The 12,423-nt window shown below is 53.1% G+C and carries 12 protein-coding genes; 11 read left to right on the top strand and 1 reads right to left on the bottom strand.

Translation table 11 applies throughout. The features are described 5' to 3' along the window. Nucleotides 1–208 precede the first annotated feature (208 nt). The 5 genes from HNQ92_RS05135 to HNQ92_RS05115 all read left to right on the top strand — a co-directional run bounded on the left by HNQ92_RS05135 (nt 209) and on the right by HNQ92_RS05115 (nt 6,902). Nucleotides 209–3,586, top strand: coding sequence for a TonB-dependent receptor (locus HNQ92_RS05135; protein ID WP_184171882.1), 3,378 nt, complete (start codon nt 209–211; stop codon nt 3,584–3,586). Between the two features lie 12 nt (nt 3,587–3,598). Then, a complete protein-coding gene (locus HNQ92_RS05130; RefSeq protein ID WP_221307391.1) occupies nt 3,599–5,077 on the top strand; it encodes a RagB/SusD family nutrient uptake outer membrane protein in 1,479 nt (492 codons plus the stop codon). Between the two features lie 70 nt (nt 5,078–5,147). After that, the gene (locus tag HNQ92_RS05125; protein ID WP_184171880.1) at nt 5,148–6,362 is read left to right on the top strand and encodes a hypothetical protein; all 1,215 of its coding nucleotides are present in this window, start codon (nt 5,148–5,150) and stop codon (nt 6,360–6,362) included. 102 nt (nt 6,363–6,464) lie between these two features. Further along, nucleotides 6,465–6,614: a hypothetical protein gene (locus tag HNQ92_RS05120; RefSeq protein WP_184171878.1), complete on the top strand. Its 150-nt coding sequence runs from the start codon at nt 6,465–6,467 to the stop codon at nt 6,612–6,614. 135 nt (nt 6,615–6,749) lie between these two features. Further along, nucleotides 6,750–6,902: a hypothetical protein gene (locus HNQ92_RS05115; RefSeq protein ID WP_184171876.1), complete on the top strand. Its 153-nt coding sequence runs from the start codon at nt 6,750–6,752 to the stop codon at nt 6,900–6,902. Between the two features lie 485 nt (nt 6,903–7,387). On the opposite strand, the gene HNQ92_RS28890 is transcribed toward HNQ92_RS05115, so the two are convergent. Then, entirely contained in the window at nt 7,388–7,516 is a 129-nt protein-coding gene (locus HNQ92_RS28890; RefSeq protein WP_281380716.1) for a hypothetical protein, read from the bottom strand. An 879-nt stretch (nt 7,517–8,395) separates the two neighbouring features. Here HNQ92_RS28890 and HNQ92_RS28885 point away from each other — a divergent pair. The 6 genes from HNQ92_RS28885 (at nt 8,396) to HNQ92_RS05090 (ending at nt 12,385) form a co-directional block, all read left to right on the top strand. Next, nucleotides 8,396–8,521: a hypothetical protein gene (locus HNQ92_RS28885; protein WP_281380715.1), complete on the top strand. Its 126-nt coding sequence runs from the start codon at nt 8,396–8,398 to the stop codon at nt 8,519–8,521. A 90-nt stretch (nt 8,522–8,611) separates the two neighbouring features. Next, a complete protein-coding gene (locus HNQ92_RS05110) occupies nt 8,612–8,773 on the top strand; it encodes a hypothetical protein (RefSeq protein WP_184171874.1) in 162 nt (53 codons plus the stop codon). A 144-nt stretch (nt 8,774–8,917) separates the two neighbouring features. Continuing rightward, a complete protein-coding gene (locus tag HNQ92_RS05105) occupies nt 8,918–9,364 on the top strand; it encodes a response regulator (protein WP_184171872.1) in 447 nt (148 codons plus the stop codon). Nucleotides 9,365–9,862: 498 nt separating this feature from the next. Further along, the gene (locus tag HNQ92_RS05100) at nt 9,863–10,297 is read left to right on the top strand and encodes a response regulator (RefSeq protein WP_184171870.1); all 435 of its coding nucleotides are present in this window, start codon (nt 9,863–9,865) and stop codon (nt 10,295–10,297) included. A 410-nt stretch (nt 10,298–10,707) separates the two neighbouring features. After that, complete coding sequence (locus tag HNQ92_RS05095; protein WP_184171868.1) at nt 10,708–11,676, top strand: zinc-binding alcohol dehydrogenase family protein; 969 nt, start codon at nt 10,708–10,710, stop codon at nt 11,674–11,676. Nucleotides 11,677–11,707: 31 nt separating this feature from the next. After that, entirely contained in the window at nt 11,708–12,385 is a 678-nt protein-coding gene (locus HNQ92_RS05090; RefSeq protein ID WP_184171866.1) for a 3-keto-alpha-glucoside-1,2-lyase-like domain-containing protein, read from the top strand. The last annotated feature ends 38 nt before the right edge of the window (nt 12,386–12,423 follow it).

Below are 12,423 nucleotides of genomic sequence, written 5' to 3'. Positions count from 1 at the left end.
AGCCATTGGACCCGTTTACCAATCAAAAGGAGTTGGTAGTGCTGCCACACCACCAACCCTGACCTCTTTCCCCGCGTATCGTACTGAACGGGTCCGATCGACGCGAGCGGGAAGGATGGTGTGCCCTTGTTTTCTCTTAAAAACAGAACTTTTCAAAAGTATGAAAAAAAAATTACAATCTGAATTCCGACTACCACTCCGCCGGGTTATGAAGATTTCCTTTATTCAGTTGGTCTTTTCCGTGGTTTTCGTGAGTCTTGCCTACGCGTCACACGAAGGCAGGGCGCAGGAGGTCATGGATCGGACCATTACGCTGCACGCGGAGCGGGTTGGGCTGCAAAAGGTGTTACGTCAACTGGAAAAACAGGCGGCTGTCAAATTTGCGTACAGTCCTAAAAATATCCAGGCTGACCGACCCGTGACCCTACATGTTTCGGCGAAGACGCTGTCGGAAACGTTACAAACCTTACTGGGGCCCCTCGGCATTTCGTATCAGATGGCTTCGGGGCGAATCCTCCTGCTGCCCCAGGAGGAAAGCACGCCCCCCCGAACCACCGCTTCAGCTGGGGAACCGAAGCCCGCCCTGGCGATCAGAGGAACCGTAAGCGATGACAAGGGGGAGGTACTTCCCGGCGTGAGTGTGTTGGTGAAGGGCTCCCAGGCCGGTACCACGACCGACGGAAAGGGCTACTACCAATTGGACGTTCCTGACGCCACCGCCACGCTCGTTTTTAGCTTTGTCGGGTACCTCAGCAGGGAAGTCATGGTAGGAAGCAAAACCACCCTGGACGTGGCCCTTAGTCCCGACACCCGGGCCCTGGAAGAGGTGGTGGTGGTGGGCTACGGGACCCAGCGTAAAAAAGAGCTCACCAGTGCGGTTACCTCCGTTAACCGGGCCAAGCTGGAAGGCTTTAACGTAAGTTCCTTTTCGGAGGCGCTCACGGGGCAGGTAGCCGGGGTCCAAATTTCGCAGGTCAACGGCGGACCGGGTGCTCCGCTGAACGTGCGGATCCGGGGCACGGGGTCTATCACCGCCGGCAACAATCCGCTGTACGTGGTGGATGGTTTTCCTTTGAACGTGGAAGGATTAAGTAATCTTAATACCAACGATATAGAGTCGATCGAAATCCTGAAAGATGCCTCGGCCACGGCCATTTATGGCTCCCGAGGGGCGAACGGGGTCGTGATTGTTACGACCCGCCGGGGTACTTCGGGTAAGCCCCGGATTGAATTCAGCACGTATACGGGCATTCAGCAGCTTTCGAAAAAAGTGGATGTGCTGAATCCCGATGAGTACGTGGAGCTAGCGATCGAAGCCGTTCAAAATGCCTGGGTGGATCGGGGCGGAAGTCCCAGCGACCCCAACTCCGCGCGACCGGCCCTGTACCAGATTGCCCCCTACTTTTTAGCGCCCGAGCAATGGACGCGTACCGACTGGCAGGACGAAATATACCGGACAGCGCCTATCTCGGACTATAACCTCAGTGCGGCCGGGGGAAGCGATAAAATAAAATACATGGTTTCGGCCGGGTATTTTGATCAACGAGGGATCCTCCTGAATACCGGATTTAAACGCTACTCGGCCCGCCTGAACCTGGACGGCGCTTTGACGGATCGGGTGCGGTTCAACGTAAATTTTTCGCCTACCTATTCCGTGAGTGACAAGGTGAGAGGCGACGGCCGCTGGAACGAGGGGGCCATCGGCAGTGCGCTGGCCCTACCCGGCATTTTCCCGGTACGGAATCCGGATGGATCCTACCCTTCCTTCCTTGATTTTGGGTATAACTCCTCGGCGGCGTATAACCCGGTCAGTTTGCTGGAACAAGCCCGGGGCACGGACAAAAACCTGCGCCTGATCACCAACGCCAAGGTTTCCGTGGATCTCCTGAAAGACAAGAATCTGACGTATACGTTCAATACCGGCGTGGACTATAATGCGCTGGAGGATGCTTTTTACACGTCGGTTATCTTTCCAGGTAACCTTCCCGGCGGCGAGTTTGGCACCAGCTCCAATCTCAATTGGGTACTGGAAAACACCCTCAGCTACAGCAGGGAATGGTTCTCCGACCACCGGCTTGATGTGCTGGTAGGACAATCGGCCCAGCACGCGATGGGAACGGACTCCCGAATCCGGACCAACAACTACCCCAATGATCTGGTCAGGACACTCAATGCGGGGCAGATTGTGAGTGGTACGACGACGGAGTCAGCGTGGGCGTTGGCGTCGTATTTCTCAAGACTCACCTACGCCATCAAGGATAAGTATTACCTCAATGCCGCCATTCGCCGGGATGGCTCCTCCCGGTTTGGGGAAAATCGAAAATGGGGCCTTTTCCCTTCCCTTTCGGCCGGATGGCGACTATCCGAGGAACGTTTTCTCAAAAATGTAAACCAAATCGACGACTTGAAAATACGGGCGAGTTACGGGGTGACGGGAAATAACTTTATTGCCAACTACGGCTCCATTGGGCTGTTGAGTAGAGCCTCGTACGTGCTCGGTAATGCGATTGTCAATGCGCAGGTACCGTCTACCTTTAGCAATGCGCTCCTTAGCTGGGAAACGTCCCGGCAATGGGATGCCGGGTTGGATGTACGCATCCTGAAAGGGCGGGTAGAACTGGTCTATGACCTGTATAGCAAAGTGAATTCCAACCTGCTTCTCAACGTTCCCGTACCCAGCATCACGGGGGTCACCTCAAGCTTACGGAACATCGGACGGGTACGAAACCAGGGAATGGAGTGGATGGTAACGACCCGAAACCTGGTGGGGAAGTTCGGCTGGACGACGGCCTTCAATATTTCGTACAACCGCAACAAAGTACTGGCGCTGGGCCCCGAGGGGGATCCGATTATTACCACGGGTATGTCTACCATGGAGGGCACCCACATCACGCAGGTTGGGCAGCCTATCGGTAGTTTTTACGGGTTTGTTTTTGAGGGCATTTACAATACGGCGGATGAAATTGCCGCCCGACCGCATCTGACAACCGATAAACCGGGGGATCCCATCATTCGGGATGTCAGCGGCGATGGGATGATCTCGATGGATGACCGTACCCTTATCGGAAACCACTTCCCTGACTATACCTTTGGCTTAGATAACATCTTCCGATTTAAAAACTTTGACCTGAGGGTGTTTCTGCACGGAGTCCAGGGTATTGAAATCCTGAATCTTACCAAGCACGGGGTAGGCATTGTGCACGGGCGGCTCAACCAGCTGGGCGAAGCACGAGACCGGTGGCGATCGGCCGAAGAACCGGGCAATGGGCAGGTATTCCGCGCCAATCTGGATATCAACGGGTACCGTCGGCTGGCTTCTACGCACTACCTGGAAGATGCTTCCTTTGTGCGCCTGAAGAACATTACCCTGGGCTACTCCTTCCATCCGTCCCTGCTGACCCGGCTGAAAATTGCCCAGGCAAAAGTAGTGCTAACCGGGCAAAATCTATTTACGTTTACCCAGTACTCCATGTATAATCCGGAGGCCTCCCAAAATCGCTATAATACCTCGCTGTCGCCCGGATCGGACATGGATGTATATCCCTTAGCCCGTACCTATACCCTTGGACTAAACCTGACCTTCTAACCTTTTATGGCTATGAACTATATGCTCTCCCGGCGGGTGATAGGCCTGCTCTTTTTGTTGGGTTCGTGTACGGATCAGTTTCTGAACCTGAGTCCCCTGTCCAACGCCAACGTTGAAAATTTCTATAAGACCGAGAAGGATTTTGAGGTAGCCGTCAACGGAGCCTACGTATCGTTACGCGCCAGTGGGGTATTTCATGACTATGTACCCCTCATGGGTGATTTGCACTCGGACAATACCACGGTAGGTACGACCGCGGGGGCGCGGACCGCCTTCTTTGAAATGAGTGAATTTCGTGACCAGCCCACCAGTACCATTGTCTCCACGGTCTGGAACCACCATTACGAAGGCATTGCCCGCTGTAATATTGTGTTGGATCGGATTGAACCCGTCCTGTTTGACAGCGAGCCGTTGAAAAACCAGTATATCGCCGAAGCCCGGTTTCTGAGAGCCCTGTATTACTTCAACCTGGTTCGTATTTTTGGCGACGTGCCCTTGATCGTGAAGGAGGTAAAAAGCATTGACCTGGCTTACGGGATGGGACGTACGCCGGTCCAGGACATCTATGCCTCCATCGAGGCGGACCTTCAATTTGCGACCACCCACCTCCCCGCCACCTATGCCGCGGCTCAGGTGGGAAAAGCGACCTCCGGCGCGGCCAAAGGCTTACTCGGAAAAGTGTATCTCACCCGGCGCAAGTTTGCCGAGTCGGCTCAGGTTCTGAAAGAGGTCATTAGTTCCGGACGGTACCAACTCCTGCCTCATTTTGCGGATTTATGGAAAACAACCCATAAGAATAGCCGGGAGTCCCTGTTTGAAGTCCAGTTTAAAAAACAGGCCGGATCAGGAACCGGCAGCAACTACTCCGTCCGGTTTACCCCCTACCTGTCCAGTGCGGTCCTGGTGGGGGCGGCTTCCACGGAAGGGGGCTACAATACCCCCACCGAAGATCTGCTGGCGGCCTATTCCGATTCTGACCTTCGGAAAGCCGTCTCGGTAGCCGAAGGCTATACCGACCAAAATGGCAACGCGGTAAGGGGTTTATCGGGACGTCATACCAAAAAATTCTTAGGAGCCTTTACGGCTGGTCAGGGAGCCGATGATAACTGGCCGGTACTCCGCTATGCCGATGTGCTGCTCCTGTATGCCGAGGCGCTGAATGAAGTAGGGTTTCAACCCGCCGGTGAAGCCTTTACGTACCTGAATCAGGTACGAGCCCGGGCCGGGCTGGCTCCGCTGAGCCCAACGGCCACGGACGAAGACCTAAGAGTAGCGGATCAGCGGGCGTTCCGACTTGCCCTGGAAAAGGAGCGTAGGCTTGAGCTGGCGTTGGAGGGGCACCGCTGGTTCGATCTGGTCCGCACCGGAAGAGCCCTGGAAGTATTGCAAAGCAAGCAGTATCCCATGCAGGAATACCACCTTTTATTTCCCATTCCTCAGCAGCAAATCGACATAAACCCCCGGGTGTTAACACAAAATACGGGGTACTAAACCTAGCCACTATGGTCGAGCGGGCCAGAAAGCCTGCCCGCTCGACCATAGTGGCCTTATTGCTTGACCGATGCTAAAAAAACTACTTCTTACATTCCTGGCGATGGAAGGCTTGGGCGTTACCCTTCCTCCGGTGGTGGCGCAGCGCTCCTATGCCCCAGCTCCGCCCCTTCCAACCCGGCCCGTTTTGCAGGTGGATACCCCCTCCCCTACGGCCGATAAACCCCAGTCGAAGCTGTGGTACCGCTCAGGCACCTGGTGGGCCCTGCTACCTACCTCCACGGGACCTTCGTTGTGGCAACGCACCCCGAACGGATGGGTAGAAGCCCCGGAGATTCGGGAATCACTCAAGGGGGTTCCCGGCCGGGTGGATGTGTGGGCCAACGAAACTGAAACCGTAGCGGTGGGCGTAGGCACCCATTCCTTGGTGGTATTTAAGCTTGAAAAAAAACGAAACCACTGGAAGGCGCAGGTACTCGTTACGTTGGCTCCCCCTATTGCTGGCGAAGCCATAGAAACGGCTACCATCGTGCAGGATAGAGCCGGGCGCTGGTGGGTCGCGGCGGATGCCGGTGGGAAGGTGTGTGTATGGAGTGCCAAGGCGAAGGGGACATCCTGGACCAATCCCCTCATGCTGGCCGAAGGACTCGATAAGGATGATATTTGCCTGGTTTCGCTGCTACCGGACGGCATCGGGGTCATTTGGTCGGATCAGCGCCAGGAAGCCATAAAAATCAGGATGCATCAGGACCGGCAACCCAGCCATCAGTGGAATCCCGAAGAGGTGATTGAAGCCGGCCATAAAACAGCCGATGACCATCTCAACTCCGTTCTGACCACCGATGGGACCCTTTGGCTGGCCACTAAAAACAGCCTGGATGAAAAAGGCAAGGAACAACTGGTCCTGCGGGTCCGTTCGAAGCAGGGTCGTTGGGCCAATTTTCCTTACGCTCCCCTGGGAGCGGTTCGGGAACCCAGCCGCCCCATCGTGGTGGCCACCGAAAATCTGGTCCTGGCGGGCCATACGGTGTACAACCGTGAAAATGCCCCTCGGGGAGACATTGTGTTTGGCCGGATCGATACAACCCAGGCCGCGGTGCTTGTAGGTTTAACGACCGTCATGGCACCCGATACGGCCGGCTGGAAGGCCACGAACCGTATCAACGATGTAACGGGACCGAAGCAACCGTTCCCCTTGAATGCCCCCTGGATTGTGCTGGCGTCCGATCAGGAAGGAAGGGTATATGAAGCCGACCTACGATTTTTGGCGTCCAAGCAAAGGTAGAACTACCCTTCCTGTTCAAAAATGATTTTCGCACCTGCGGAAATCGCATAAAAACGCATCGACAATCAGGGCAACGAGCGTAAATGCCAGGTGTTAGCCATTATGGTGGTACTGTTGACCTTTGGCCCAACCGGCAAACGTTGGGTCATGGTGGTCGGGCACCGGGCCATGCAGGATGGCTGTATGGTCAAAGATCCGGGAAAGGGCCCGTCGAATTTACCCTATTCGCTGCTCAAAATTATTGGCCGCTAAAACATTAGAAAGAGGCTACGGTTTTCTCCCGGGAAGAGAAAAGGATGATAGAAATCATGCTGCAAAACGTGCCAAATCCTAATTTAGCCAACAGGCTCTTTCTAATTTCATGTCGACCATGACCGATCAAGAACGATGACTTACCACGACAAAACCAACGAGCAGACCCATCCCCCCGTTATTCAGCCCAAGCTACCGCGAAAACTACTCCTTAGCGTACTTGGGTATGAGGCCGCAGGGGCCCTGTTGGGCGGTAGCCTGCTCGTCGCTGCTCCCGACGGCCACTAGTTGGGTATGCCTGTGGACATGATGCGCGGGGTTTTTCGCGACTTTCTGGTTCCCGGCCTCCTTCTGTTTGGCTTAGGGGTCTTGAATATCATGGCCCTGATGGCGGTCCTTCGGCGGAAAAAGTCCGCCTGGCGGTTGGCCGGGTTAGCATTAGGTGGGCTCGCGATCTGGTTTTTGGTCGAAATTACCATTCTCCAGGCCGTCCATTGGCTGCATGCTATGTGGGGGCGGCCCGTCCTCGTGGGAGGGATAGTCGCTTTTCCCCGGATACTCCTCGCAAGTAAGTAATCGTAATTCGGTCAAAACTCACCTGGCGGCAAACTGTCTCCCAACGCAGATGGGATGCTGCCAAACCCTTTTAGTACCAGCTAGGAGGCTATCCCATCCATATCCCAACTCCAGCCTTTTTCTACGTTAATTGCCAACGAGAGCGTGGTAGCCTATCCATCTTGCCGCCCACGGTCAAGACCCTACTTCCCCACCGGCTATCCGGTATCCTCCAGCAAACCGTGGTAGGAGGGCCGCAGAAACAACGTCCCCTCATGCGCTTCGTGGCCGTCGCGATCCTGGCACACGTGGCCCCGTTCATTGATGGGTAAGGCGTGGCTGTCCATTCGCCAGCCCACCTTTTTCCTGCATGGGCGAGGTGTCAAAAACCACATCCAGCCGATGGGTATTGTCCATGGTGTAGTCAATTGAATCCAACGGAATTTTCTGTAGATTTCCCAGGATAAAATCGGCCCGGCAATTTCCCCTGTAAGGCGCCTTGACCACCTTGGAGGCATACAGCCTGTTCTCCGGGAATAACCCTTTGTTTTCAGACCGCTTTTGGGCTCCCTGAATCGGTTGGCCAGAGCGGTGTAAATCGCATGTTTTTCTGTTTGCTGAGGTGTTGCCAGGCGACTTCGAGTCCCTGCCGGTACAGCAGCAGTAACGAGGGGTCTGTTTTGTAGTTGATCAATCCATAAAAGCCCCCGCTGCCGCCCGTTGACAAAAACGGGTGGCTAAACATAAAATAAGTCTTCGACCGACTAATCTCCCACCGTGGATCTCTATGATAACATCAAGAAAAAAGGCGCGGATGACGGATTATGCTACGATACAGGAGATGGTTATCCCAAGTCCTTGGAAAGTAGCCTCATCCAAGTACCTGGGCGAAACGCAAACCAGACGCCCAGCAATCTAGCGCGGTACCCTAAACGGTGGGTAATATCTGGCAGGGCGGCCCGGGAAAGCGCATCATGAAGCGGGGTGCCTCGGTAGGGGCCACCGAGTAGGTGTAAAGGGAGGAAGCTCTGCATGGGGAGGAGATTAAGTATTGCCCAATAGTACGTAACCTTTTTGATATTGCCCCCCCCATTTTTAGGGAGCACTTTACTGGTTTCCTAATGGTTACATTATAAAGTACTCCTTTTAAGGATGAAGTTCATGCTGCGGCGGGCGGTGGTAGGGTACTTGGGAGATGCCGGGCCATGAAAGGCGCCGCTAAGCCGGTGTCGTGCTCTGGGGCAAGCCCCCCCTCCCGGGCCGAAGTGGTGAACGATGCCATCAACCACCGGCTGATCACCTACAAGGTACGTAGGTGCGATTTCGACGACCTCGCCGACAAGGTGGACTAGACTTTTCACAGCCGGGCTCAACACAAAGAATCCGACGAAATCTACCTCTCGCAGCAGGAGGAAATTACCAACCCGGTGGCCTGCGCCACGATGAAAGGCCCTTTCCCACTGAGCAGCTATCCGGAAGAAATCCTGATGGAAGACCGAACCCGGTATGGCTGGAAAAGTGAGGACCACCTGAAAGCACTCTGCGTGGATGGCCGACGTAAGGAGGCGAAGACCAAATGGGAGTGCCTGACCTGGAACTATTAACAATTTTGAAGGTAAATGGATTGATCCCCGTGTTTGGTTTTTTTAACCGCTCACTAAAATTGTAAACAAAGACTGTCCTTATTGATATAAAAGTTCTAATATTTTTTTTGAAATTTATATCAAAATATGTAAAAGGCATTCGTTATGATGGACGCTAACTCCTCTGGCAGAAGTACGCTACGTATCCTGGACGGCGTTCGAATCTTGGTTGTAGAGGACAACCTCTTTAATACGCTTGCCATCAACGCTTATTTACGGCATTGGGGTTGTGACATGGACCACGCCAGCAATGGCATAGAAGCCTTGCAGCGGTTAAATCCAAGTCACCACCTGGTGCTCATGGATATCCACATGCCAGAAATGGACGGATTAGAAGCGACCCATCTGCTGAGGCTGCGGGGGGAGACTCTGCCCATTATTGCCCTTACGGCTGACTACACCTTGGATGAACAGCAAGATATTTATGGTGGGGGCTTCTCGGCGATCCTCTATAAACCCATCAAACCCAGGGAGCTTTTGGATCAGATCCAGCAATTCACGGGCCAACCTTCGAGCATGGCAGATGGCGTGGCTGATGAACTCCTCCCCTAACGCAACTCGCAGCTTTGCTGTATGGGGGGAGCTAGACCAATTCCGGCGCGCTTCGTATCACATAAATTACCGAGAGCGGCTCTTCCCGGCCAATGTGCCCCTCCTATACCTGCTTTGGGCATTGGTAGAGCTTGGTTTTGACCTGTTTGATCCGATAGGAATTGCCCTGAATCGTGATTAGGGTACCGGGATAAAGCCGACCAATACCCAATGGCATGTTCGCCGAGCAAACAGCGGCTAGATCATCGGCTTGGTCCGCAAAGTAAATGAGCCTGCGGTCTTAGAGTTCAAAACGCAGGGTGCTTGGGATACCTGTCATCGACTATTTTTGGGGGAGGTGAAAGAACGCAACAAAGGTACCGTTCAACCCTCAGGCTGAAACATGACCAAAATCATATTCCGGGCTGATTGAATTGATGTTCATACATTTAATTTTGAACAAGAGTCTACGGAACGCTGTTCATTAAGTATTGAATAAGGTAACCCGCTTCTATAAACATGACATCTCCGCAGGCCACCAAGGCCGCCCAAATACCCTTAAAGCCGGATAAAACCGGCCAGATCCACCTTTTGCTCGTGGATGATAGTAGTCTCAATTGCCTTGCCCTGCGTGCTTACCTGACCAGGCGGGGCTTTGACGTCACCACCGCCCAAAATGGGCAAGAAGCGCTGGAAAAATTTGATGCGGCCGTGCACCAGCTTATTCTGATGGATCTTCACATGCCGGTGATGGATGGCTACCAGGCGACCCGCCTGTTGCGCGAGCGGGGGGAGGTTTTACCCATCATCGCTTTGACGGCCAGCCTACCTCAAGAAGTAGAAAATAAAGTTTATGCTGTGGGCTTCTCCGGTATTTTGAATAAGCCGGTTGATCCGGATAAATTTATTATTCAAATTAATCAGCTGATTAGGCCTGAATCATGGGAATCCTAGTTGTACACCGAATCTTCCTTCTCTTGAAGCCCAGAGCAAGGCCTCCCATTTGGACACATGGGGTTATTGTCGTACCTTCGACTTAAAAGGGCTGGCCAGACATGTAGCCGGACTGAAAGTCAAGCGGGACGGTGCAATGCGCTGCTCCATTGCCTGTTTGCTATCGGGTGTATGCATCTGCCCATTTTTTGCAGATTATTTTGTCACCATCCCAACGGATTCAGCCTTTGAAATGAAGAAAATGACCGTTACTGGCAATGCCGCCGATATCGTCTGGTTACGTTGCCAGCATACCGCTGGGTACTGATACATTCTTTATGGAAGGTGATAAAATAAGTGTACATACCGTAGCCACCCATAGTATTCCGGTTCAGTAAAAGGCGGACCCATTCGTTTTACCAAGTTCACTGATGAAAGCTGCCGTTATCTACCATCCTGGCTCACCCGGGGAGCTTGTACTTGAAGAGCGCCCCATCCCCACTCCTGTTTCAGGGCAGGTATTGGTCAAAGTAAAAGCCTTTGGCCTGAACCGATCTGAAATAATGACACGCAAAGGCTTGTCACCTAATGTACAGTTCCCCCGAATACTTGGTATTGAGTGTGTAGGCGAGGTGGAAGTGGACCCTTCGGGAGAGTACCAAAAAGGGCAGCAGGTACTGGCCCTGATGGGTGGTATGGGCCGGGACTTTGACGGCAGCTATGCCAAGTATATTCTGTTGCCCAAAAATCTGCTGCATCCGTTTCAAAGTCTGCTTCCGTGGGAAATATTGGGAGCTATACCAGAAATGTTGCAGACGGTACATGGATCACTGCATCTGGCCTTAGCTATTCAAAAAAGAGAAACCCTGTTGATTCGCGGGGCTACATCCTCAGTAGGTATGCTGGCCACGCAAATGGCCCGGCTGGCCGGATTGACGGTTATCGCAACAACCCGTAAGGCTCAAAAAGAGCAGGTACTGAAAGGGCAGGGAGCTTCGTATGTGCTCATTGATGATGGTAAAATCAAGGAGCAGGTGCGGGCCTTATTTCCGCACGGAGTTAATAAAGTGCTGGAATTAGTTGGGGCTACCACCCTCCAGGACTCGCTTGGTTGCCTTGGATTTGGAGGTACCTGCTGTATGAGCGGCATGTTGTCCGAAACCTGGACGATTACTGACTTTGCTCCCATGGAGTTCATCCCCGCTACAGTTCGGCTTACCGTCTACGATAGCGGCCAGATCAGTAGTCCTACGGAAGTGTTCCAGGACTTCATCCGCTCGGTTGAAGCCGGCCGGGTAAAGCTCCCAGTAAGCCGGGTGTTTACCTTAGAGCAGATCGTGCAGGCGCACCAGTACATGGAAAGTAATCAGGGAGCCGGCAAGATTGTGGTGCTGACGTAGACGAATACAGAATGCCTAAAAATAGCTGAGGATGAAACGTACATTATTTGCCCTGGTAAGTTGCTTGCTGCTGGGTACAGCCCATTTAAACGCCCAACACGTCAAGCTAACCTACAACACACTTGATCCGGTTCAGGTGTCAATGTCGTTCGAAAAAGTGCAGGGCAGACAGGCGGTAAGGGTAGTCAAAGACTCTACCGTGAAAGAGTTTGATGAGCCTACCTTTGTCAGGGTCAAAGGAATTGATTTTGCAAACGGAACCATCGAGGTAAAGGTACTGAGCAGGCTCCTGCCAACGGCTCCTGATTTTGCCCGGGGATTTATCGGTATCGCTTTCCGAATTGATGAGAGGAATTCAACGTACGAGAGTATGTATTTACGTCCGACCAATGCCCGGGCGGACGACCAGGTTCGCCGCAACCACTCCATTCAATATTATGCTTATCCGGACTTCAAATTTGACCGTTTAAGAAAAGAAGCGCCTGAGGCCTATGAATCTTACGCAGACATGGCGCTCAATGAATGGATAACCCTGAAAATAGTGGTTAAGGGAAAGCAAGCCCAGCTCTACCTAAACGGCAATAAGCAGCCTTCCTTAGTGGTACATGATCTGAAACAGCAGGCAGATGCCTCCGGTGCCATTGGCCTGTGGGTAGACGTAGGAACCGAAGGTTATTTCTCAGATCTGAAGATAACCAGAAATAATTAATTCCTATCCATGACTATGAATCGACCATGAACATCCAA

Origin of the sequence: Rhabdobacter roseus (assembly GCF_014202275.1) — a bacterium.
Lineage (GTDB): Bacteria > Bacteroidota > Bacteroidia > Cytophagales > Spirosomataceae > Rhabdobacter > Rhabdobacter roseus.
Note: the sequence above shows the minus strand (reverse complement) of the source record. Positions and strands in the feature narration are given on the sequence as shown.

Excerpts from the sequence above, each read along its gene's own strand:
- HNQ92_RS05125 (WP_184171880.1), top strand. The coding sequence starts at position 5,148 with ATGCTAAAAAAACTACTTCTTACATTCCTGGCGATGGAAGGCTTGGGC.
- HNQ92_RS05115 (WP_184171876.1), top strand. The coding sequence starts at position 6,750 with ATGACTTACCACGACAAAACCAACGAGCAGACCCATCCCCCCGTTATT.
- HNQ92_RS05090 (WP_184171866.1), top strand. The coding sequence starts at position 11,708 with ATGAAACGTACATTATTTGCCCTGGTAAGTTGCTTGCTGCTGGGTACA.
- HNQ92_RS05105 (WP_184171872.1), top strand. The coding sequence starts at position 8,918 with ATGATGGACGCTAACTCCTCTGGCAGAAGTACGCTACGTATCCTGGAC.
- HNQ92_RS28890 (WP_281380716.1), bottom strand. The coding sequence starts at position 7,516 with ATGGACAGCCACGCCTTACCCATCAATGAACGGGGCCACGTGTGCCAG.
- HNQ92_RS05130 (WP_221307391.1), top strand. The coding sequence starts at position 3,599 with ATGAACTATATGCTCTCCCGGCGGGTGATAGGCCTGCTCTTTTTGTTG.
- HNQ92_RS05120 (WP_184171878.1), top strand. The coding sequence starts at position 6,465 with ATGGTGGTACTGTTGACCTTTGGCCCAACCGGCAAACGTTGGGTCATG.
- HNQ92_RS05135 (WP_184171882.1), top strand. The coding sequence starts at position 209 with ATGAAGATTTCCTTTATTCAGTTGGTCTTTTCCGTGGTTTTCGTGAGT.
- HNQ92_RS05110 (WP_184171874.1), top strand. The coding sequence starts at position 8,612 with ATGAAAGGCCCTTTCCCACTGAGCAGCTATCCGGAAGAAATCCTGATG.
- HNQ92_RS05095 (WP_184171868.1), top strand. The coding sequence starts at position 10,708 with ATGAAAGCTGCCGTTATCTACCATCCTGGCTCACCCGGGGAGCTTGTA.
- HNQ92_RS05100 (WP_184171870.1), top strand. The coding sequence starts at position 9,863 with ATGACATCTCCGCAGGCCACCAAGGCCGCCCAAATACCCTTAAAGCCG.